This is a genomic window from Xanthomonas chitinilytica (assembly GCF_026107455.2).
GTDB lineage: Bacteria > Pseudomonadota > Gammaproteobacteria > Xanthomonadales > Xanthomonadaceae > Stenotrophomonas > Stenotrophomonas chitinilytica.
In genome coordinates, this window is sequence record NZ_JAPCHY010000012.1 from 31,399 (window position 1) to 53,144 (window position 21,746).

At 70.2% G+C, this 21,746-nt stretch carries 19 protein-coding genes; 8 read left to right on the forward strand and 11 right to left on the reverse strand.

Going from position 1 to position 21,746, the window contains the following annotated elements; all coding sequences use genetic code 11:
• Positions 1 to 347: 347 nt before the first annotated feature.
• The 5 genes from bioC to bioB form a co-directional block, all read right to left on the reverse strand.
• Positions 348 to 1,232, reverse strand: a complete 885-nt coding sequence (gene bioC, locus OK345_RS13755) for a malonyl-ACP O-methyltransferase BioC (protein WP_265128557.1) — start codon at positions 1,230 to 1,232, stop codon at positions 348 to 350.
• Between the two features lie 89 nt (positions 1,233 to 1,321).
• Positions 1,322 to 2,029, reverse strand: a complete 708-nt coding sequence (locus tag OK345_RS13760) for a DUF1963 domain-containing protein (protein ID WP_265128558.1) — start codon at positions 2,027 to 2,029, stop codon at positions 1,322 to 1,324.
• Between the two features lie 49 nt (positions 2,030 to 2,078).
• On the reverse strand, positions 2,079 to 2,840 hold the full coding sequence (gene bioH / locus OK345_RS13765) for a pimeloyl-ACP methyl ester esterase BioH (protein ID WP_265128559.1): 762 nt from the start codon (positions 2,838 to 2,840) through the stop codon (positions 2,079 to 2,081).
• 17 nt (positions 2,841 to 2,857) lie between these two features.
• Positions 2,858 to 4,231, reverse strand: coding sequence for an 8-amino-7-oxononanoate synthase (bioF, locus tag OK345_RS13770; protein WP_265128560.1), 1,374 nt, complete (start codon positions 4,229 to 4,231; stop codon positions 2,858 to 2,860).
• Positions 4,161 to 5,189 (reverse strand): biotin synthase BioB, encoded by a 1,029-nt coding sequence (bioB, locus tag OK345_RS13775; protein WP_265128561.1) that lies wholly within the window; start codon positions 5,187 to 5,189, stop codon positions 4,161 to 4,163. Before bioB ends, bioF begins: the two co-directional genes overlap by 71 nt.
• A 49-nt stretch (positions 5,190 to 5,238) precedes the next feature.
• On the opposite strand from bioB, the gene OK345_RS13780 reads away from it, so the two are divergent.
• The gene (locus OK345_RS13780) at positions 5,239 to 5,964 is read left to right on the forward strand and encodes a ComF family protein (protein ID WP_265128562.1); all 726 of its coding nucleotides are present in this window, start codon (positions 5,239 to 5,241) and stop codon (positions 5,962 to 5,964) included.
• Positions 5,965 to 6,041: 77 nt separating this feature from the next.
• Positions 6,042 to 6,587: an HdeD family acid-resistance protein gene (locus OK345_RS13785; RefSeq protein WP_265128563.1), complete on the forward strand. Its 546-nt coding sequence runs from the start codon at positions 6,042 to 6,044 to the stop codon at positions 6,585 to 6,587.
• Positions 6,588 to 6,677: 90 nt separating this feature from the next.
• Here the strand turns inward: OK345_RS13785 and ubiA are convergent, their stop codons facing one another.
• The 3 genes from ubiA to OK345_RS13800 all read right to left on the reverse strand — a co-directional run bounded on the left by ubiA (position 6,678) and on the right by OK345_RS13800 (position 10,143).
• Entirely contained in the window at positions 6,678 to 7,577 is a 900-nt protein-coding gene (gene ubiA / locus OK345_RS13790) for a 4-hydroxybenzoate octaprenyltransferase (protein WP_265128564.1), read from the reverse strand.
• 201 nt (positions 7,578 to 7,778) lie between these two features.
• Positions 7,779 to 9,479, reverse strand: a complete 1,701-nt coding sequence (locus tag OK345_RS13795; protein WP_265128565.1) for a M28 family metallopeptidase — start codon at positions 9,477 to 9,479, stop codon at positions 7,779 to 7,781.
• A gap of 58 nt (positions 9,480 to 9,537) precedes the next feature.
• Positions 9,538 to 10,143 carry a DUF4097 family beta strand repeat-containing protein gene (locus OK345_RS13800; protein ID WP_265128640.1) on the reverse strand — a complete coding sequence of 202 codons (606 nt, stop codon included), beginning with the start codon at positions 10,141 to 10,143 and terminating at the stop codon, positions 9,538 to 9,540.
• 247 nt (positions 10,144 to 10,390) lie between these two features.
• Between OK345_RS13800 and OK345_RS13805 the strand changes: the two genes are divergently transcribed.
• Entirely contained in the window at positions 10,391 to 11,575 is a 1,185-nt protein-coding gene (locus OK345_RS13805) for a murein hydrolase activator EnvC family protein (RefSeq protein WP_265155111.1), read from the forward strand.
• 122 nt (positions 11,576 to 11,697) lie between these two features.
• Complete coding sequence (locus OK345_RS13810; protein ID WP_265128567.1) at positions 11,698 to 13,164, forward strand: S41 family peptidase; 1,467 nt, start codon at positions 11,698 to 11,700, stop codon at positions 13,162 to 13,164.
• 112 nt (positions 13,165 to 13,276) lie between these two features.
• Here the strand turns inward: OK345_RS13810 and OK345_RS13815 are convergent, their stop codons facing one another.
• Together OK345_RS13815 and OK345_RS13820 are read right to left on the reverse strand one after the other, a co-directional pair.
• Complete coding sequence (locus OK345_RS13815) at positions 13,277 to 13,597, reverse strand: DUF1820 family protein (protein WP_265128568.1); 321 nt, start codon at positions 13,595 to 13,597, stop codon at positions 13,277 to 13,279.
• 190 nt (positions 13,598 to 13,787) lie between these two features.
• Entirely contained in the window at positions 13,788 to 14,480 is a 693-nt protein-coding gene (locus OK345_RS13820; protein ID WP_265128569.1) for a rhomboid family intramembrane serine protease, read from the reverse strand.
• Between the two features lie 226 nt (positions 14,481 to 14,706).
• Here OK345_RS13820 and OK345_RS13825 point away from each other — a divergent pair, with 226 nt between their 5' ends.
• The 3 genes from OK345_RS13825 (at position 14,707) to OK345_RS13835 (ending at position 17,996) form a co-directional block, all read left to right on the forward strand.
• Positions 14,707 to 16,074 carry an outer membrane protein transport protein gene (locus OK345_RS13825; RefSeq protein ID WP_265128570.1) on the forward strand — a complete coding sequence of 456 codons (1,368 nt, stop codon included), beginning with the start codon at positions 14,707 to 14,709 and terminating at the stop codon, positions 16,072 to 16,074.
• A 148-nt stretch (positions 16,075 to 16,222) separates the two neighbouring features.
• Positions 16,223 to 16,831 carry a nicotinamide riboside transporter PnuC gene (gene pnuC / locus OK345_RS13830; protein ID WP_265128571.1) on the forward strand — a complete coding sequence of 203 codons (609 nt, stop codon included), beginning with the start codon at positions 16,223 to 16,225 and terminating at the stop codon, positions 16,829 to 16,831.
• A complete protein-coding gene (locus OK345_RS13835) occupies positions 16,809 to 17,996 on the forward strand; it encodes an AAA family ATPase (RefSeq protein WP_265128572.1) in 1,188 nt (395 codons plus the stop codon). The genes pnuC and OK345_RS13835 overlap by 23 nt, the downstream gene beginning before the upstream one ends.
• 261 nt (positions 17,997 to 18,257) lie before the next feature.
• Here the strand turns inward: OK345_RS13835 and putA are convergent, their stop codons facing one another.
• On the reverse strand, positions 18,258 to 21,482 hold the full coding sequence (gene putA / locus OK345_RS13840) for a bifunctional proline dehydrogenase/L-glutamate gamma-semialdehyde dehydrogenase PutA (RefSeq protein WP_265128573.1): 3,225 nt from the start codon (positions 21,480 to 21,482) through the stop codon (positions 18,258 to 18,260).
• Between putA and OK345_RS13845 the strand changes: the two genes are divergently transcribed.
• Positions 21,481 to 21,702, forward strand: a complete 222-nt coding sequence (locus OK345_RS13845; RefSeq protein WP_265128574.1) for a hypothetical protein — start codon at positions 21,481 to 21,483, stop codon at positions 21,700 to 21,702. The two genes, putA and OK345_RS13845, sit on opposite strands and share 2 nt — an antisense overlap.
• Positions 21,703 to 21,746: the final 44 nt, after the last annotated feature.

Below are 21,746 nucleotides of genomic sequence, written 5' to 3' on the forward strand. Positions count from 1 at the left end.
GATTTCTTGGCTGCCTACGCGGCAGCGAGCTCTGGACAAAGCCGTGCCCCTGGAACGTGAAATTTCCGAGCTGCCCACGCGGCAGCGAACCGCGTCTGCACGTTGATGCCCACACCCATCTTTTTCTTAGCTGCCTGCGCGGCAGTGCACCACAGGTAGAAGCGGAATCGGTAGTCCATCGTTTTCTGGGCTGCCTATGCGGCAGCGAACTCCGTCCAGCGCACGTTGAAAGACGTGTCGCTTTTCTTGGCTGCCTATGCGGCGGCGAACGAGCCGGATCGGAAGAGGGGCGGCGAGATGCTTTTTCGAGCGGCCTGCGCGCAGGACGACGGATTCCATCGGACGCGCTAGTCCTTGCGGCGGCGGATCGGGATGGCCGACAGCGGCACCGCGGCGATGTCGTGGCCGCGTTCGCGGATCGGCGCGCCGGGGTCGGGCGCCCAGGCGTGGGCATAGATCACTTCCCAGCTGCTGGGCAGCTTGCCGTCGGCCTGGCGCAGCGGCTCGTAGGCGGCCTGCGCGGCGGCGAAGCGGCCGCGGCCGGTCAGGGTGTGGCGGCGGCTGGACATGGCGTTGGTGGCGCCCAGCGCGCGCAGTTCGTGCATCAACGCGGCCAGGTCGTCGTAGGTGAGGGTGAACAGGTCGCGGTCCAGCACCGGGTCGCGGAAGCCGGCCATCATCAGCGCGTCGCCGAACTGGGCGATCGGCGCGAAGCGGCTGACGTGCGGGGTGTCGTCGGCCTGGGCGAAGGCGTCGCGCAGTTCGATCAGGGTTTCCGGGCCGAAGGTGGAGCACAGCAGCAATCCGCCGGGCTTGAGCACGCGGCGGAAACCGGCGAACACCGCCGGCAGGTCTTCCACCCATTGCAGGCACAGGTTGCTGAAGATCACGTCCACGCTCTGGTCCAGCAGCGGCAGCGCCTGCGCGTCGCCGCACACGCGCGCGAACGGCTTCCACCAGCCGGCCTGTTTCTTCGCCTCGCGCAGCATCGGCTCGGCCATGTCCAGCGCGATCACCTGCGCCTTCGGCCAGCGTTTCTTCATCGCCGCGCTGGCGTGCCCGGGGCCGCTGCCGATGTCCAGCACCACCTGCGGCGTGCGGCCTTCCAGGTAGTCCAGCGATTCCAGCAGCCGCTTCTCCACTTCGCGCTGCAGCGCGGCGGCGGCGTCGTAGCTGGAAGCGGCGCGGGAAAAGGCGCGGCGGACGTGGCGGGGATCGAAGGTCTGGTTCATGGCTTGCTCGTGGTGCCCGGTGCGGTGGCGCGCCGGTCTTGCGGGAGGCGGAAGGGGCCGCGAGGCCCGCCACGCGCCGGCGGTGGCATTCAGTGGAAGTCGTAGTAGAGGGCCCACTTTCCCGTGGTTCCGTGCTTCCAGAACATCAGGCTGCCGTTGTCGACGACGTTGAAGTTGGCCTTGGCGTCGGAGGAGACCTGGAAGGCGAATTCGAATCCTTCGCCCGGATCGACGCCCGACTGGCAGAACGAGGGATAGCCGCCGATCTTGTGTTCGTAGGCATGGGTGATCAGGTCGTAGTAGCTGTCGATCGCGCCTTCGCTTTGCAGGCGCAGTAGCTCCCGCTCGATCCCGGGCGGAACGCCGCCGCCGTCCCACAGCGGGTAGTCCTCGGCGACCGGCTCGGGCTTCAGCGGAAAAGGCTTCAGGAACGACGACGGGACGGGAAGGTCCTTGCGGACGAGCGTTTCGCCGTCGGCGTATTCCCTCACCAGCCAGTTGCGGCCCATGTCCTCGAACGGTTCCGGGAGCGACTTCGAGGCGAAGACGCTCAGCACGCGGATTCCGTCCAGGAGCGGGCCTCGATGGGGCAGGCCGGGGAGGTGGAACTGGGCCAGCGGCAGCATCGGCTCCCCGGCCGCATCGGTCGGGACCGATTCATGCGGGCGGAACAGGAAGACCCTGCCGATCCAGCTCTCGTCGTCCCCATGGATGGGCCTGAAGCCGCCGGTGAGGAAGCGTGTCGCCGGCTTCGCCAGCCGCTGCTTGATCCGGGCGATGTTCATGCCGGCGGACATGCGGATGCCGTCGCGCCGGAGGTGGCCAGGGCCGGGGGCATGCGGGTGTTCATGGCAGCGCCGCGACGAACCGCTGCAGGGCGTCGGCCACCTGGTCGGCATGGCCGAGGAACGGGGCGTGGCCGCCGCCGTCCACGGTGACCGCCTGTCCCTGCGGCGCGAGCGCCGCCGCGGCGTGCATGGCCGCGGCCGGCACCAGCCGGTCGCGCTGCCCGGCCAGCCACAGCGTGGGCTTGTCCAGGCGGCGCAGGGCGTTGCGCAGGTCGGTGTCTTCCAGCAGCCGCAGGCCTTCCTGCAGCGCGCGCGGCGCCGGTTCGCCGCGCGCGGTCAGCGCTTCGCGCAGGGTGCGCAGTTCGCTGCGGGCGTGCTGCGAGCCCATCACGTCCAGCGCCAGGAAGCGCTCCAGGGTGCCGCGGTAGTCGCCGGCCAGGTCGTGGCCGAACTGCTCGAACACCGCCGGTTCGACCGCCTGCGGCCAGTCGTCGCCGCGCACGAAGCGCGGGGTGGCGGCGACCATCGCCAGGCCGCGCACCTGCGGCAGGGTGGCGGCGGCATGCAGCGCGAACAGGCCGCCCAGCGACCAGCCGCACCACGCCGCCGGCGGCGTGGCCGCGGCGATCGCGCCGACCACGTGGGGCAGCTTCAGCGGGGTGCCGTCGTCGCGGCTGCGGCCGTGGCCGGGCAGGTCGACGACGTGCAGCTGGAAGTGCGGCGACAGGCGCTCGACCAGCGGTGCGAAGATGCCGCCATGCAATGCCCAGCCGTGGATCAGGACCAGCGCCGGGCCGGTGCCGGTAACGTCGATGTGCATGGGCGGCAGCAGCGGTCTCAGGCGGTGGCGGCGGTCAGCGACTGCTGGTACAGCACCACGTCGCGGGCGCGGGCGATGGCGTCGATCAGCGCGGTGACCTGCGCCGGGGTGTGCAGCGCCGACAGGGTGACGCGCAGGCGCGACTTGCCTTCGGGCACGGTGGGTGGGCGGATCGCGCTGACCAGGAAGCCGGAGGTCTCCAGCGCCGCGGACAGCGCCATGGTCACGCTTTCCTCGCCGCACAGCAGCGGCTGGATCGGGGTTTCCGAGGGCATCAGTTCCAGCCCGTTGCGGCGCGCGCCTTCGCGGAACACGCCGATCAGCTCGGCCAGCTTCTGCCGGCGCCAGTGGTCGCGGCGGGCCAGCTTGACCGCGGCCAGCGAGGCGGCCGCCTGCGCCGGCGGCAGCGCGGTGGTGTAGATGTAGGGGCGGGCGGTCTCGGCCAGGTGCTGGATCAGTGCTTCTTCGCCCAGCACCACCGCGCCGTGGCCGCCGAGCGCCTTGCCCAGCGTGGCCAGCTGCAGCGGCACTTCGTTGACGCCCAGGCCGGCATCGGCCACGCAGCCGCGGCCCTGTTCGCCGACCACGCCGACGCCGTGGGCGTCGTCGACGTAGAACAGCGCCTCCTGCATGCGCGCGACCAGCGACAGCGAGCGCAGCGGCGCGATGTCGCCGTCCATGCTGAAGACGCCGTCGGTGACCAGCATCGCCGCGCCGTCGGGGGCGTGCTTGAGCTGGCGCATGGCGCCTTCGGCATCGACGTGCGGATAGCGGCGCAGGCGGCAACCGGCCAGGCGCGAGGCGTCGAGCAGGCTGGCGTGGTTGAGCCGGTCCTGCACGCAGACGTCGCTGTCCTCGGACAGCAGCGCCTGCTGCACCGCCAGGTTGGCGGAAAAACCGCTGTCGAACAGCAGCGCGCGCGGGTAGCCGAGCCAGTCGGCCATCTCCCGCTCCAGCGCCTCGTGCGCGGTGTGGTGGCCGCAGATCAGGTGCGAGGCGGTGCTGCCGGCGCCATCGCGCGAGGCGGCGTCCTGCAGCGCGGCCACGACCTCGAACTGCTGGGCCAGGCCCAGGTAGTCGTTGCTGCAGAAACCGGTCAGCCAGCGGCCGTCCACTTCCAGGCGGACGCCATCGCGGCGGCTGACGGTGCGGCGGGTGCGGATACGCCCCTGGGCCTCGCGCAGCTTGCGCTGGGCCTGGATGCGTTCGTGCAGGTCGGGACGGGCCATGGCGGTCGGTTCATGGACGGGCGGCCGATAAGCGTAACCGGTTGCCGGGGCCGATGCCCGGGCAACGGCGACGACCGGCCGCCGCCAAGGATCAGGCGGTCTGTGCGCAGGGCCGGACGATGTCGAAGTGCACGGTGCCGGGGTGGTCGTGCCCGGCGGCATCGACCTCGACCGGCATCGGCTCCAGGCCCAGCCGCGCGAACAGCTGCCGGTCGCGTTCGGTGTCCGGGTTGCCGGTGGTCAGCAGCTTCTCGCCATAGAAGATCGAGTTGGCGCCGGCCAGGAAGCACAGCGCCTGCAGCTCGTCGCTCATGGCCTCGCGCCCGGCCGACAGCCGCACCATCGACTTCGGCATGACGATGCGCGCCACCGCGATCATGCGCACGAATTCGAACGGATCCAGCTCGGCGCTGCCGTGCAGCGGGGTGCCGGCGACCTGCACCAGCCGGTTGATCGGCACCGAGTCCGGGTGCGCCGGCAGGTTGGCCAGCGCCAGCAGCAGGCCGGCGCGGTGCTCGCGGGTCTCGCCCATGCCGACGATGCCGCCGCAGCAGGTCTTCAGCCCGGCCTGGCGCACGTGCTCGAGCGTGTCCAGCCGGTCCTGGTACTGGCGGGTGTGGATGATCGAGTCGTAATAGTCCGGCGCGGTGTCCAGGTTGTGGTTGTAGTAGTCCAGCCCGGCGTCCTTGAGCGCCTGGGCCTGGTGGCCCTCGAGCATGCCCAGGGTGGCGCAGGTCTCCAGTCCCAGCGCCTTCACCCCGGCGATCATCGCCGCCACCTTGGGGATGTCGCGGTCCTTGGGCGAGCGCCAGGCCGCGCCCATGCAGAAGCGCGAGGCGCCGGCGTCGCGGGCCGTGCGCGCGCGCGCCAGCACCGCCTCGGTGTCCATCAGTTTCTGTGCATCGACGCCGGTGTCGTAACGCTGCGCCTGCGGGCAGTAGGCGCAGTCCTCCGGGCAGCCGCCGGTCTTGACCGACAGCAGGGTGGAGACCTGCACCTGGGCGGGATCGAAGTGCTCGCGATGCACGCCGGCGGCGCGATGCAGCAGTTCCGGGAACGGCAGCGCGAACAGGGCGAGCAGTTCCTCGCGTTGCCAGTCGTGGCGGATGACAGCGGACATCGGGATTTCCTGACAGTAAGGACGTCGAAAGCCGGGCAGTCTGGTGAGCATGGACAAGGCTGTCAACAATGTACTTGCACGTATGGTTTACAGCGGCTGGGCACAGCTGGGCCGCTGGCTGCTGCCGGGGCGCTGCCTGGCCTGCCACGGCGCCGGCAGCGCCGAGCGCGACCTGTGCGATGCCTGCCATGCCGCGCTGCCGTGGAACGGGGTGGCCTGCACAGCCTGTGCCCTGCCACTGCCGGCGGGCGAGGCGACGGGCATCTGCGGCGCCTGCCTGCGCTCGCGTTCGCCACTGACGCGGACGCAGGCGGCGCTGGTCTATGCCGCGCCGGTGGATGGACTGTTGCGCCGCTTCAAGTTCCATCACGACCTGGCGGCCGGGCGCCTGCTGGCGCAGCTGATGGCCGTGCCGCTGGCGGCGGCGCCGCGGCCGCAGGCGATCGTGCCGGTGCCGCTGCATCCCGCACGACTGCGCCGCCGCGGCTACGACCAGGCGCTGGAACTGGCGCGGCCGTTGGCCCGCCAGCTGCATCTGCCGTTGTGCCATGGCCTGCGGCGGGTACGGGCAACGGCGGCGCAGTCGGAGCTGGACGCGGTGGCGCGCCGCCGCAACCTGCGCGGCGCGTTCCGGGCGGGGCAGGCATTGCCGGCGCACGTGGCCTTGCTGGACGACGTGATGACCACCGGCGCCACCCTGCAGGCGGCCGCTGCCGCACTGCGCCGGGCCGGGGTGGCGCGGGTCGACGCCTGGGTCTGCGCGCGGGTGCCGTGAGCCGGATGGCGGCTTGACCCGGGAGAAGTCGGCGTATTCACTGTGCGGGTTCGTCCCCCAAGGCGAGGATCGCAACCGTGAACAGTCTTCCGCAACAGGCCGCCCGTGGCGGTTGGACGCTGGTGTTGTTCGGTGTGTTGGCGCTGGTGTTTGGGGTGGCCACCCTGGTCTGGCCGGCGGTATCGGTACTGGCGATGGTGATGACGTTCGGCGTGCTGTCGCTGGCCGACGGCGTGGTGAGCCTGCTGGGCATCTTCCGCAAGAGCATCGCGCTGCCGAACTGGGTACTGGTGCTCTACGCGCTGCTGTCGCTGGCGTTCGGCGTATTGGCGGTGAGCCAGCCGGCGCAGATGGCCGAGGCATTGCTGTGGCTGTTGGCGCTGTGGCTGGTGATCGCCGGCATCGCCCGCATCGTGTTCGCGGTGCAGCTGCGCAAGCTGGTCGAGGGCGAATGGATGCTGGTGCTGAGCGGCCTGCTGGCGGTGGCGCTGGGCCTGTTGTTCTTCGCGCGGCCGGGCATCGGCCTGATCACCATCGCGCTGTGGGTGGGCGTGGGCGCGCTGCTGTACGGGGTGCTGCAGGTATGGGCCGGAACCCGGCTGCTGCGTCGGCGGACCGGCTGACCTTTGCGTCGCGCCGTGCTGGGATGAAACGACAACGCCACCGATCGGTGGCGTTGTCGTTCCCGGGAGGTGCGGTGGCGCGCAGGTGGCTCAGCTGCCGGGCCAGGCCAGCGCGGCGGCGATGCCGGCGAACAGTGCCGCGCCGACCCAGTTGTTGTGCAGGAATGCCTTGAAGCAGGCCTCGCGCTCGCGGTGGCGGGCCAGCCAGAACTCCCAGGCCACCAGCGCGGCGGCGAGCAGCAGCCCGAGCCAGTACCACAGGCCCAGTTCCGCGCGCAGGCCGACCAGCGCCATCGCGCCGAGGAACAGCGCGTACAGCACGCCCTGGATCACCAGGTCCAGGTCGCCGAACAGGATCGCGGTGGAGTGCGAGCCGACCCTGAGGTCGTCGTCGCGGTCGACCATCGCGTACCAGGTGTCGTAGGCGGTGGACCACAGGATGTTGGCGCCGTACAGCACCCAGCCCAGCGGCGGCACTTCGCCCTGCACCGCGGCGAACGCCATCGGGATGCCCCAGCCGAACGCCATGCCCAGGTACACCTGCGGCAGGTGGGTGTAGCGCTTGAGGTAGGGGTAGGTGGCGGCCAGGAACAGGCCGACGAAGCTCAGCAGCACCGTCAGCCGGTTCATCGTCAGCACCAGCGCGAAGGCCGCGACCATCAGCGCCGCGAACAGCGCCAGCGCCTGCCGCCCGGACACCGCGCCGGTGGCCAGCGGACGATCGCGGGTGCGCTTGACGTGCGGGTCCAGCCAGCGGTCGGCGTAGTCGTTGATCACGCAGCCGGCCGAACGGGTCAGCCACACCCCGGCGCTGAACACGAACAGCGTCCACAGCGGCGGCAGCCCGCCCGCGGCCAGCCACAGCGCCCACCAGGTGGGCCACAGCAGCAGCAGGGTGCCGATCGGGCGGTCGGCGCGCATCAGTTTCCAGTACTGGCCCAGCCGCGAAGGCGCGCTGGCGTCCGGCTGTTCGTATCGTTCGTAACCCATGGGCGGAAAGGTTAGCAGCTGCCGGCCGTGGCCAGGCGGAAGGCTGTAGGAGCGACGTGAGTCGCGACGGGCCTTACCGGGAAAGCTCCGTCGCGACTTACGTCGCTCCTACAGGGGTTCCAGGGGCACGGTTTCCGGGGGCAACGAAAAACGGCGCCATTGCGGCGCCGTTTTCCTGCTGCGTTGCGACTCGTCGCCGGCTCAGGGCCGGCCGCCCGCGGCCTTGCCCTGCATCTGCGCGTCGCGTGCGGCCTTGAACGGGTTGCCTTCGTACCAGTTCGGCCAGCGGTCGCCGCCGGCCAGCTCCTTGCCCACGCCGTACAGCAGCTGCAGGTCCTCGACCGTGCCGTCCAGCTTCCAGGTCGCCGCGTCGTACTCGTCCTTCGGCCCGTGGTAGCGGTTGCGGCCGTAGTCCTCGGCCGCGCGCGCGCCGGCCGCCTTGCCGCCCTCGAGCAGGTCGCTGCCGCCGCCGGCGTACAGCGCCGGCACGCCGGCCTTGGCGAAGTTGAAGTGGTCGGAGCGGAAGTAGAAGCCGCTCTGCACCGACTCCTCGCCGCGCAGCGTGCGGTTCTGCATCGCCGCCAGTGGCTTGAGGATGTCCTCCAGCTCGGAGCTGCCGAAGCCGGTGACGGTCATGTCGCGGGCGCGGCCGGCCACCGACATGGCGTCGATGTTGATGACGCCGGCGATCTTGTCCAGCGGGAAGGTCGGGTGCGCCACGTAGTACTGCGAACCGAGCAGGCCCGATTCCTCCAGCGTCACCGCCAGGAACACCACCGAACGTTCCGGCGGCGGCTGTTGGTTGGCCATCGCGTCGGCGATCTCGAGGATGCCGGCCACGCCGGTGGCGTTGTCCACCGCGCCGTTGTAGATGTTGTCGCCTTCCTGGCCCTCGTGCTTGCCGAGGTGGTCCCAGTGGGCCATGTACAGCACCGCCTCGTCGGCGCGGCCGCTACCCGGCAGCACGCCGACCACGTTGCGCGACTTCTTCTCGGCGATGCTGCTCTTCAGGTCCAGCGACAGGCGGGTGTCGAGCGGCACCGGCTTGAAGCCGCGCTTGTTGGCGTCCTTGTAGGCCTGGTCCAGGTCCAGCCCGGCGTCGGCGAACAGCGCGCGCGCCGCTTCGGCGCTGAGCCAGCCCTGCGCCGGCAGGCGCCGCGCCGGGTCGTCCTTGGCCGGCAGGTCGTACTGCGGGCCGGCCCAGGAGTTCTTCACCACGTCCCAGCCGTAGGCGGCGCCGGCGGTGTCGTGCACGATCAGCGCGGCGGCCGCGCCCTTGCGCGCGGCTTCCTCGAACTTGTAGGTCCAGCGCCCGTAGTAGGTCATGCGCTTGCCGTCGAACAGCGTGTCGTCGTCGACGTGGAAGCCGGGGTCGTTGACGAACATCACCACCGTCTTGCCGGTCCAGTCCTGGCCGGCATAGTCGTTCCAGTCCTGCTCCGGCGCGTCGACGCCGTAGCCGACGAACACCATCTCGCTGCCGTCGATCTTCACTTCCGGCTCGCCGCTGCGGGTGCCGATCACCATGTCGGTGCCGAACTTCAGCTCGCTGTGCTTGCCGTCGCGGTCCAGCCGCAGCACGGTAGATTCGTCGGCGCTGGTCTCGGTCATCGCCACTTCCTGGAACCAGCTGTCGCCATTGCCCGGCTGCAGGCCGATGCGCTGCATCTGGTCGCGGATGTAGTTGACCGTCAGCTCCTCGCCCTTGCTGCCGGGCGCACGGCCCTCGAACTCGTCCGAGGCCAGGGTCTTCACCAGTTCGGCGAAGTCGCCGGCATCAATGTCGGCGGAGAAGGCGTGGCCCGATGCGGCGGGCGTGGCCGGCGCCGGTGCGGCTTCCTCGCGCTTGCAGGCGCTCAGTGCCGCAGCGGCGGCAAGACACAACAACAGTTTGCGTGGCATGGATGCTTCCTGGTTCGGACAAACCCCGATTCTATGCAAACCGGGGGCGAGGACGGGTTCAGTCGCGCGGGGCGGTGTCGGTGTCGAAGGTCTGCACGGTGGCGCCGGTGACCGGGCCGATCTTGGCGCTGCGGTGCACGTACAGCGTCACCTCGCGCTCGAACTCCAGCGGGCCTTCGACCACCGCATCGGGGCCGACGATCACCCGCGGCGTGCGCGGCGGCTTGAGCGACAGGCTGAAGCCGGACTTCTTGACCCGGATACCGCCCTGCACCTGCGAACCGACGCCGACGGTGATGTCGCCGTTGACGGTTTCGATGCCCTTGCCCAGCTGGGTGCCGACCAGGCCGATGCTGCCGTTGACGGTTTCCACGCCGCCGGCGATGCGGCTGCCCTGGTCGACGAAGACGCTGCCGTTGACGGTCTCCAGGCCGCCGCTGCCGACCACGCCACGGCCGAGCCGGATGCTGCCGTTGACGGTTTCGACGTTGCGGACCTGTGCGTTGTCGCCGATGCGGACGCCGCCGTTGACGGTTTCGACGTTGCGCGCCTGCACGCCGGCGGCGACGGTGATGCTGCCGTTGACGGTTTCCAGATCGCGGTACTGGCGGCCGGCCTCGGCGCTGATGCTGCCGTTGACCTTGCTGATGTCGTCGCTGGCCATCGCCGGCGCGGCGGCGGCCAGCGTCAGGGCGAGCAACAGGGAGAGTCGGGACTGTTTCACGGGATACCTCCGGTTGTCGGTCTGCGAGGGCGCGACCGCCGGCGGTTATCTCACCACGCATGGTTACAATCCGCATCTGCCTGAAGTCACTGGACCTGCCTTGTCCTTGAGCGCCCATCGTTCCCGTCCGGTCCGCCCGCTGCCCGTCGCGTTTCCGGGTCGCCGGTCGTTGCGGATACTGGCGGGCGTGGCAGCGGCCTTGCTGCTGGCGCTGGCGGTGCAGGCGCAGAACCCGCGCGAGGCCGAAAAGAAGCTGCAGCAGGTCCGCGGCGAGCTGAAGAACGTGGCCCAGGAGCGTCGCCGGATCGAGAACGAGCGCGGCGAAGCCTCGCGCCGGCTGCGCGAAGCCGACGAGAAGGTGGCCCGGGCCGGCCGCGCCGTCGCCGAGGCCGAGGCCGCGATCCGCCGCGAGGAGCAGGCGCTGGCGCAGCTGCAGGCGGACCGGGACAGGATGCAGCAGGGCCTGCAGGGACAGCGCGAGCAGCTGGCGGCGCTGCTGCGCGGCGCCTACCGGCTGGGCAACGACGCGCCGCTCAAGCTGCTGCTGTCGCAGGACCGGGTGGCCGACGCCAACCGCACCCTGGCCTACCACCGCTACCTGCAGCGCGAGCGCACGCAGCGCATCGCGGCATTGACCGCCGAGATGCAGTCGCTGGCGGCACTGGAGCAGGAAGTCGTGCAACGCCGCGACGAACTGCAGCGTGTCCGCGACGAACATCGGCGGCAGGCCGCCGGCCTGGCCAGCGACCGCCGCCAGCGCGCGCAGCTGATGGCCGAGCTGGACAAGCGCTACCAGGACCGCAGCGAGCGCGAGAAGGCGTTGGGCCAGGACGCCAAGGCGCTGGAGCGGCTGCTGGCCAACCTGCGCGCCGCCGCCGCACGCGCCGAAGCCGAGCGCCGCGCGGCCGCACGGCAGGCAGCGGCCGGTGGCGACCCGCCGCGCGCCGGCAAGACTCCGCCGAAGGCGACGGCCAGCGCGCCGCCGCCCCGGGTCGGCGGCCTGGGCTGGCCGCTGTCCGGCAACCTGCTGGCGCGCTACGGCGGCAAGCTGCCCGATGGCCGCACCAGCAGCGGCGTGCTGATCGGCGCGGCGGCCGGCAGCACGGTGACCGCGGTGGCCGACGGCACCGTGGTGTTCTCCGACTGGATGACCGGCTACGGCATGATCCTGATCGTCGACCACGGCAACGGCTACATGAGCCTGTACGCGCACAACGACACGCTGCTGCGCGACACCGGCGCACGGATCAAGCGCGGCGACGCGGTGGCCAGGGTCGGCAACTCCGGCGGGCAGGGGACACCGGCGCTGTACTTCGAACTGCGCCGCAACGGCCAGCCGGTCGACCCCTCGTCGTGGCTGCAGCGGCGCTGAAGCGGCGATGAAACCGCCGGGCCGGCGCGGGCGCCGGTTCAACGGGAATTTACCGGGGTTTCGCGCATAATCGACCGGTGCGTGCGACGAAAGCGCGCCTGTCCTTCATACCGGAGTGGTCCATGCGCGTAGCCCGTCCTGCCGCCCTGCTGCTTGCCCTGCTGCCTGCGTTTGCATGGGCGCAGAACGCCACCGCCCCTTCCCCCACCAAGCGCACCGACGATCCCGATGCCCAGGAGTCGGTCACCTCGCGGGTGCCGCTGGAGGAGATACGCCGCTACGTCGCCGTCTACAACGCGGTACGCGCGGCCTACGTGGACCCGGTGGACGACGCCAAGCTGATGCAGTCGGCCATCCGCGGCCTGCTGCTCGACCTGGATCCGCACAGCACCTACTTCGACAAGGCCGACGCCGAGGCCTTCGACGAACAGGCCAGCGGCGCCTACGACGGCATCGGCGTGGAGCTGCTGCAGCAGCCGGACAACACGCTGAAGGTGATCGCGCCGATCGACGACACCCCGGCCGCGCGCGCCGGCCTGCGCCCCGGCGACCTGATCGTCGCCATCGACGGCAAGCCGATCAGCGCGTTCGAGGCGATGGAGCCGCTGCGCGGCCCGCCGGGCAGCAAGCTGGTGCTGACCCTCGTGCGCGAGGGCGAGGACAAACCGTTCGACGTCGGCATCACCCGCGAGACCATCCGCATCACCAGCGTGCGCAGCCGCATGCTGGAGCCGGGCTACGGCTACGTGCGGATCAGCACCTTCCAGGCCGACACCGGCGCCGATTTCCAGAAGCACGTCGCCCAGTTGCAGGCGCAGGCCGGCGGCCGCCTCAAGGGGCTGGTGCTGGACCTGCGCAGCAATCCCGGCGGCCTGCTCACCGCCGCGGTGCAGGTGGCCGACGACCTGCTGGAGAAGGGCGGCATCGTCAGCACCCGCGGCCGCATCGCGATCAGCGACACCCGCTTCGACGCCACCCCCGGCGACCTGATGAAGGGCGCGCCGGTGATGGTGCTGGTCGATGCCGGCTCGGCCAGCGCCTCGGAAGTGCTGGCCGGCGCCCTGCGCGACAACCAGCGCGCGCGGGTGATCGGCAGCCGCACCTTCGGCAAGGGCTCGGTGCAGACGGTGCTGCCGCTGGACAACGGCGACTCGGTCAAGCTCACCACCGCACGCTATTACACGCCCAGCGGCAAGTCGATCCAGGCCACCGGCATCGTGCCGGACGTGGAACTGCAGCCCGAGCCGGCGGAAGGTGCCGGCGACCGGCCCGCCAGCCTGGCCGATTTCAGCGAGGCGACCCTGCCCGGCCACCTGCGCGGCGACGAGGAAGACGGCGAGGGCGACGGCCGCAAGGCCGGCGCGGTGCTGTCCGGCGATGCGCCGGTCGCCGCGGCGCTGGAGGAACTCAAGCGGCCCGGTTCGGTGGCCGCGCGCCAGCAGCGCCAGGCCGAGGCGGCCAAGGCGCAGCAGCCGAAGCCGGCACCGGCGGAGACGACCGGGCCAGCGCCGGAAGCAACCGGGGAAACTCCGCGGGAAGTGCCGGCGGAAGCGCCGGAAGAGATCCCGGCGGAGGAACCGGCCGGCTGAGCGGCAACGCGCGGTCGCCGGATCGCGCGCTGCTTCGCGTCAGGCGCGGGTGCCGATGGCCTGCGCGTTCACGGCATCGATGCGTCGGCATCGATGCGGCAGGCGTCGCGGATCAGCGCGGCTTGGCCGGCATCGGGAACGGGGTGACCACCTTTTCGCCGGTGGCGGCGTCGCGGATCGCCGACTGCCCCTTCTTCTCCACCTCCTCGATGCGCACGATGCTCTGCATCGGCAGGTGCAGCACCTTGGTGTTGCCGAACTCGTCGCGCAGGCGTTCCTCGGTGGGATCCACCAGCACGCCGTCGCGCAGGTCGAACACCAGTTCGGCGACCTCGTTGAATCCCCACAGGTGGCTGCTGCCCACGCGTCCGGCATACAGCTCGTAGACCTTGCCGTGGTTGAGGAAGGTGACTTTGTACAGGGGCTTGCTCATGTGCCGATTATAAAACCCCTTGCGGCAGCTTCTTTCCCGGGCTGCCCGAAAGGCTCGCGACTGACGTCGCTCCTACAGGCAGGCTCTTGTAGGAGCGACGTCAGTCGCGACAGGGACTGCATGGAGCCCCGAAATCCAAGGAATGCGCTCCCGAAGCCCGGCCGGACCGGTGCCCGGCCGCGCCGGGCTTTCAGAAACCCTGGCGCTTGCGCAGCCGCCGCGCGATCGCCGCGCGCACGTACAGGCCGTAGACCACGCCGAAGACGAAGCCGGCCACGTGCGCCGACCACGCCACCATGCCGAAGCTGGGGCCGATGTAGGCGAACACCACCTGCAGCGCGGCCCAGATGCCGATCAGCAGGAACGCCGGGGCGCGGACGAACTCTAGGAACAGCCCCAACGGCAGCACCACTCCCAGCTTGGCTCCCGGGAACAGCGCCAGGTAGGTGCCGATCAGCGCCGACACCGCGCCGCTGGCGCCGATGATGACCCGGTCCGGGCTGCCCATCGCGTACAGCGCGGCCAGGTTGGAGATCGCCCCGCCGACCAGGAACAGCAGCAGGAACCGCCACGGGCCGAGCACCCGCTCGGCCGGCAGGCCGAAGATCAGCAGGAACACCAGGTTGCCCAGCAGGTGCGACCAGTCGGCGTGCAGGAACAGCGCGGTGAACAGCCGCAGCACGCTGCCGTCGCGCAGCGCCGCCCACCAGTCCTGCGGATGCGACAGGCCGGTGGCCAGCGCGCCCCAGTCCAGCCACAGCGTGCGCCGGGCCTCGTCGGGGCGCGAGATCGACCACAGGAACGCGATCCAGATGACGGCGAACAGCAGCGGCGCGGCCCAGCGCAGCGTCGGTTTCTTGCGGGTGGGAATCGAGATGAACATGGGTGGCCTAGCCTAACCCGGCACCCGTCCGGCGGGCATCGCCGGGGGCCGCGGCGGCGGTCCAGATGAATGGGGGAGGGCGTTATTGTTTAGTTAACGCCGCTGGGTATACTGCATACGGCGTCGTATGTCGGGAGGGGACTCCGGCGCATTCCGCGGGCGTTCCATGGCTGCGGAATGCAAGGCGCAGAACGAAAAATCACCGCTTTCCGGAGAGAACAACAACATGCATACCGCTTCCAATCTTGCCCGCGTGACCGCCTTGGCCGTCGGTATTGCCGGCGCCCTGGCTTTCGGCCACGCCAACGCCGCTGCCTTCCAGCTGAAGGAAAACAGCGCCAAGGGCCTGGGCCGCGCTTTCGCCGGCTCCACCAGCGCCGAGGGCGACGCTTCGGTCGTGGCCACCAACCCGGCATCGATGCGCCTGCTGGAAGGCCGCCAGTTCCAGGGCGACCTCAGCGCGATCAGCTTCTCGGCCAAGTTCGACAAGTACGACGCCCGTCACGTCGGCCCGACCGGTCCCGGCACCGGCGCCCCGGTTTCCGGCGGCAACGGCGGCGACGCCGGCATGATCGCCCCGGTTCCGGCCGCGTACTTCCACCTGCCGTTCGGCGAGAACGAGAACATGCACTTCGGCATGTCGCTGAGCGTGCCGTTCGGCTTCAAGACCGAATACAACCGCGACTGGGTGGGCCGCTACCACGGCGTCAAGACCGACCTGAAGGCGATCGACCTGGGTGCGGCGTTCTCCTACGACGTCAACCCGTACGTGTCCTTCGGCGCCAGCGTGTTCGTCGAGCACCTGACCATCGAGCTGAGCAATGCAATCGACTTCGGCACCGCGATCTACAGCATGGGCGGCGGCGCGGCCGGTTTCGCACCGGGCAACGCCGACGGTTATGTCACCATCGAAGGCGACAACAATGCTTTCGGTTACGTGCTGGGCGGTACCTTCAGCCCGAGCGAAGATACCAACATCGCCCTGAGCTACCGCTCCAAGGTCGAGCACAAGATCACCGGCGGCGACGCCACCTTCGATCTGCCGGCCAACGCTGCCGCGTTCCTGGGCGTCTATGCCCCGGGCCAGTACGTCAGCACCAGCGGCAAGGCCACCGTGACCCTGCCGGCCTCGGCCACGCTGAGCATCACCCACAAGGTCAACGACCGCTGGTCGATCATGGGCGACGTGAGCCGCACCGCGTGGAAGACCGCGTTCGATTCGGTGACCGTGGACTTCGCCTCGAACCAGCCGGACAACGTGCTGACCTTCGCCTACGACGATACGACCTTTGCCTCGATCGGCACCGAGTACAAGCTCAGCGACACCGTCACCCTGCGTGGCGGCGTGGCCTACGACGAGTCGCCGACCAGCTACGCCCACCGCGACGTGCGCGTGCCGGACGTGACCCGCAAGTGGGTGTCGCTGGGCCTGGGCTGGACCCCATCGGAGCACGTGGAATACAACTTCGGCTACACCCATCTGTTCACCAACGAGCCGGCGGTCAACCTGACCTCGGCCACCGGCAGCACCCTGTCCGGCAAGTACAAGGTGGGCGGCGACATCCTGGCGGCCTCGATCAACTACAAGTTCTGATCGACGCAGGCAGGCAAGCAATACCGGAAGGCCCCGCTGATGCGGGGCCTTCTTCGTTGCGGGGTGGGGCATCGGCGCGTTTCCGGCGACAATGGCGTTCCTTCCCGCGATTGCCGCCGATGATCCCTTTCCGCGCCGGTGAGCGGCGATGAACCTCGCCGATCCCGCCTTCCAGCTCGAGCTGGCCGCCAACCTCGCCGTCGCCGGCTCGATCCTGCTGGCCGGCCGCAACAACATCCACACCTGGTGGCTCGGCATCGTCGGCTGCGCGCTGTTCGCGCTGGTGTTCCGGCAGGCGCAGCTGTACGCCGACATGGTGCTGCAGGGGTTCTTCATCGTGGTCAGCGTGTTCGGCTGGTGGCAGTGGCTGCGCGGCGACCACGGCGCGCCGCTGGCGATCACCCACATCGCGCGCGCGACGCTGTGGTGGCTGTTGCCGCTGGCGGTGGTCGGCAGCCTGGGCTACGGGGCGATGCTGCACGTGCTCACCGACGCCCGCGCGCCGTACCCGGACTCGGCGGTGCTGGTGCTGAGCGTGATCGCGCAGCTGCTGATGATGCGGCGCAAGCTGGAATCGTGGTGGTTCTGGCTGGCGGTCAACACCATCGCGGTGCCGCTGTACGCCAGCCGCGAGCTGTACCTGACCGCGATCCTCTACGTCGGCTTCTGGATCAACGCGCTGGTCGCGCTGCGCCACTGGCGGAAGCTGATGCGCGAACCCGGGCCCTGCGCCGATGCCGGTCGCGAACCTGCCTGAGCGCTTCGGTGTCGGCCTGGTGGTGGGCAAGTTCTGCCCGCTGCACCTGGGCCACGAGCGGCTGATCGAACACGCCCTGGCGCATTGCCGGCAGGTGGTCGTACTCAGCTGGAGCAAGCCGGAGTTCGCCGGCTGCGGGCCGGAGCGGCGCGAGCGCTGGCTGGCGGAGCGCTTCCCGCAGGCGGTGCGGCTGGTGCTCGACGACGCGCGCCTGGTCGGACTGTGCCGGCAGCGCGGGCTGCCGCTGCGGGGGCTGCCCGACAACGGCGCGCCCGATGCCGGGCAGCGCGCCTTCGCCGCCTGGCTGTGCAGCGAGGTGCTCGACCGGCGGATCGAGGCGGTGTTCACCAGCGAGGACTACGGCGACGGTTTCGCCGCGGCACTGAGCGCGCATTTCGATGCCCGTTACGGGCCCGCCGCGCCGGTGCGGCACGTCTGCCTGGACCCGGCGCGCAGCGTGGTTCCGGTTTCCGGCACGGCGGTGCGCGCCGACCCGCATGCGCATCGCGAACTCCTGTCGCCGCAGGTGTATGCCGATTTCGTGCAGCGGGTGGCGTTCGTCGGCGGCGAGTCCAGTGGCAAGACCACGCTGGCGCGCGCGCTGGCCGCCCGCTACGGGAGCTGCTGGGCGCCCGAGTACGGACGCGAGCTGTGGGAAGCGCAGGGCGGGCGGCTGGACGAGGCCGACCTGCTGCGGATCGCGCGGGTGCAGGCCGGGCGGGAGCGGGCGCTGGCCGCCGAAAGCCGCCGCTGGTTGTTCTGCGATACCACGCCGTTGACCACGCTGGGCTACAGCCTGTCGATGTTCGGCCGCGCCGATCCGGCGCTGCAGCGGTTGGCGGAGCGTCGCTACCACGCGCTGTTCCTGTGCGCGCCGGACATTCCCTTCGACCAGGACGGCACGCGCCGCGATGCCGCGTTCCGCGAGCGCCAGCACCGCTGGTACCTGCAGCAGCTGGAACGGCGGGGCTGGGCCCATACGCTGCTGCGCGGATCGCTGGACGAGAGGATCGCGCAGGTGGCGGCGGTGCTGGAGCGGTTGCCGGCCTCGGCGACCGTCGAGCCGGCCGGCGATCCTGGGGGAGGAGGCGAGACTGGCCTGGGCGGTGTAGGAGCGACGTCAGTCGCGATGGGGCCTTGCCGGGAAAGCCCTGGTCGCGACTGACGTCGCTCCTACAGTGGGTTTTCATGGGGCATCGTGGCCGTTGGCGGGGGTGCTGGAGCGGTTGCCGGCCTCGGCGACCGTCGAGCCGGCCGGCGATCCCGGCGAGGAGGGCGGTGCTGGCCTGGGTGTTGCAGGAGCGACGTCAGTCGCGATGGGGTCTTGCCGGGAAAGCCCTGGTCGCGACTGACGTCGCTCCTGCAGGGGTCATGCGTGAAAAACCCCGCTTGCGCGGGGTTCTTCGTCGCACATCGTGGCGGTGGATCAGTCGCCCAGGGTCAGCAGCGAGGCGTTGCCGCCGGCGGCCGTGGTGTTGACGGTCACCGTCTTCTCGGTGGCGAAGCGCAGCAGGTAGTGCGGGCCGCCGGCCTTGGGGCCGGTGCCGGACAGGCCCTGGCCGCCGAACGGCTGCACCCCGACCACCGCGCCGATCTGGTTGCGGTTGACGTAGACGTTGCCGACGTTGACGCGCGAGGCGATGCGCTCGACGGTCTCGTCGATGCGCGAGTGCACGCCCAGGGTCAGGCCGTAGCCGGTGGCGTTGATCTGCTCGATCACCGCATCGAGCTGGTCGCCCTTCCAGCGGATCACGTGCAGCACCGGCCCGAAGATTTCGCGGTGCAGCTGGTCCAGCGACTTCAGCTCGTAGGCGCGCGGGGCGAAGAAGGTGCCGTGCGCGGCTTCCTCGTCGAGCTCGGCGGCGGCGATCAGGCGCGCTTCCTTCTCCATGCGGATGGCGTGGTCCTTGAGGATCTGCAGCGCGTCGGCGTCGATCACCGGGCCGACGTCGGTGGACAGCAGGCCCGGGTCGCCGACCTTCAGTTCGGCCATCGCGCCGGCCAGCATGGCCATCACCTTGTCGGCGATGTCGTCCTGCACGAACAGCACGCGCGCGGCCGAGCAGCGCTGGCCGGCCGAGGTGAAGGCCGAACCGATGGCGTCCTTGACCAGCTGTTCCGGCAGCGCCGAGGAGTCGGCGATGAAGGCGTTCTGGCCGCCGGTCTCGGCGATCAGCACGCCGATGGCGGCATCGCGCGCGGCCATCGCGCGGTTGATCGCGCGCGCGGTGTCGGTGGAGCCGGTGAAGGCGACGCCGGCCACGCGCGGGTCCTTGGTCAGCGCGGCGCCGACGGTGGCGCCGTCGCCCGGCAGGAACTGCAGCACGCCTTCCGGCACGCCGGCCTCGTGCAGCAGCTTCACCGCGTAGTAGCCGACCAGGTTGGTCTGCTCGGCCGGCTTGGCGATGACGCTGTTGCCGGCGGCCAGCGCGGCGCCGACCTGGCCGAGGAAGATCGCCAGCGGGAAATTCCACGGGCTGATGCAGACGAACACGCCGCGGCCGTGCAGCTGCAGTTCGTTGGATTCGCCGGTCGGGCTGGGCAGCTTCTCGGCATGGCCGAACTGCTCGCGCGCCTGCTTGGCGTAGTAGCGCAGGAAATCCACCGCCTCGCGCACTTCGGCGATGCTGTCGGGCAGGCTCTTGCCGGCTTCCTTGACGCACAGCGCCATGAATTCCGGCAGGCGCGCTTCGAGCTGGTCGGCGGCGTGTTCGAGGATCGCCGCGCGGCTGGCGGCCGGAGTGCGGTTCCAGCCCGGCTGCGCGGCCACGGCATTGGCCAGCGCCTTTTCGACGGTGGCGGCGTCGGCCGGTTGCCACTGGCCGACGACCTGGCGGGTGTCGGCCGGGTTGGTCACGTTCACCCGCGCGCCGGTCGGGTTGGCGCCCGGCACCAGCGGTGCGGCCTGCCACGGTTTCACCGCGGCGTTGAGCTGCCCGGCCAGGGCGCGCAGATCGTTGTCGTTGGCGAGATTGACGCCCATGGAATTCTTCCTGTCGTGGTTCTGGCTGCGCAGCAGGTCGACCGGCAGCGGGATTTTCGGGTGCGGGATGGACGCGAACGCGGACACCGCTTCGACCGGATCGCGGATCAGGTCGTCGATGGCCACGTCCTCGTCGGTGATGCGGTTGACGAAGCTGGAGTTGGCGCCGTTCTCGAGCAGGCGGCGCACCAGGTACGGCAGCAGGTCCTCGTGCGAGCCGACCGGCGCGTACACGCGGCACGGCACGTTCAGGCGATCGGCCGGCACCACTTCGGCGTATAGGTCGTCGCCCATGCCGTGCAGCTTCTGGTGCTCGTACTGGCCGCCCCGGGCGATCGCCTTCACCGCGGCGATGGTGTGCGCGTTGTGGGTGGCGAACATCGGGTAGATCGCGTCGGCATGCGTGAACAGGCGCTTGGCGCAGGCCAGGTAGGACACGTCGGTGTTCTGCTTGCGGGTGAACACCGGGTAGCCGGGCAGGCCGTCGATCTGCGCGCGCTTGATCTCCGCGTCCCAGTAGGCGCCCTTGACCAGGCGCACCTGCAGCTTGCGGCCGATGCGGCGGGCCAGGTCGGCGAGGTGGTCGATCGTGTACGGGGTGCGCTTCTGGTAGGCCTGCACCACCACGCCGAAGCCCTCCCAGCCGGCCAGCGAGGCATCGCTGACCACCGCTTCGATGATGTCCAGCGACAGCTCCAGGCGGTCGGTTTCCTCGGCGTCGACGGTGCAGCCGATGCCGTAGGACCTGGCCAGCTGCGCCAGCTCCAGCACGCCCGGGACCAGGTCGGCCAGCACCCGCGCGCGCTTGGCGTGCTCGTAGCGCGGATACAGCGCCGACAGCTTGATCGAGATGCCCGGTGCCGAATTGACGTCGCCGTCGGGGCGCCCGCCGCGGGCCTTGTGATCGCCGCCGATGGCGTGGATCGCGCGGCGGTAGTCCTCCAGGTAGCGCTTGGCGTCCTTCATCGTCAGCGCGCCTTCGCCGAGCATGTCGAACGAATAGCGGTAGCTGGCGTTGTCGCCCTTGTGCGAGCGCGCCAGCGCTTCGTCGATGGTGCGGCCCATGACGAACTGATGGCCCATGATCTTCATCGCCTGGCGCACGGCCAGGCGGATCACCGGCTCGCCGACGCGGCCGATCAGGCGCTTGAACGCGCCCGGCACGTCGGCGCGGGTGGCGTCGTTGATCTGCACCAGCTTGCCGGTGAGCATCAGGCCCCAGGTCGAGGCGTTGACCAGCACCGAGTCGCTGCCGCCCAGGTGCTTCTTCCAGTCGGCATCGCCGAGCTTGTCGCGGATCAGCTTGTCGGCGGTGTCCTGGTCGGGGATGCGCAGCAGCGCCTCGGCCACGCACATCAGCAGCACGCCTTCCTCGCTGCCCAGGTCGTACTGGCGCATGAAGGCCTCGATCGCGCCCTGGTCCTGGGCGCGCACCCGCACCCGCGCCACCAGGTCGGCGGCCATGGCCTGCACCTTCGCCTGCTCGTCGGCCGGCAGCCGCGCCTGCTCCAGCAGCTCGCGCACATGGTGGGTTTCGTCCTTCAGCCAGGCATCGGTGATGGCCTGGCGGAACGCGTTTGGAATGGCCGGCAACTCGGGCGCGAGCAATGGTCGCGAGGCGGCGTTGGCGGGTGGGGAAACGGCGTTGGGGGGAGTGTGTGCGTTCATGCGCGAGGCCACGTGGAAACTTGACCATTTTAATCCAAATGCGGATTTTGCAAGCGCCGGACATGGCCCCGGACGAACGCCCGAGCCCCTGTGCTCAAAGGCTATCGACGGATATCGCCAATCCGTCATGAACTATGCCGAATTCGGCAAATTGTGTGACGGAACCTGGTTGCGCTGCAGCAAAATCCAGGGTGCGCTGCAGCATTCCGATGAAGAATGAATGGAAGCTTGCTCGCATGAATTGGCGCGGCTACCATCGAACGC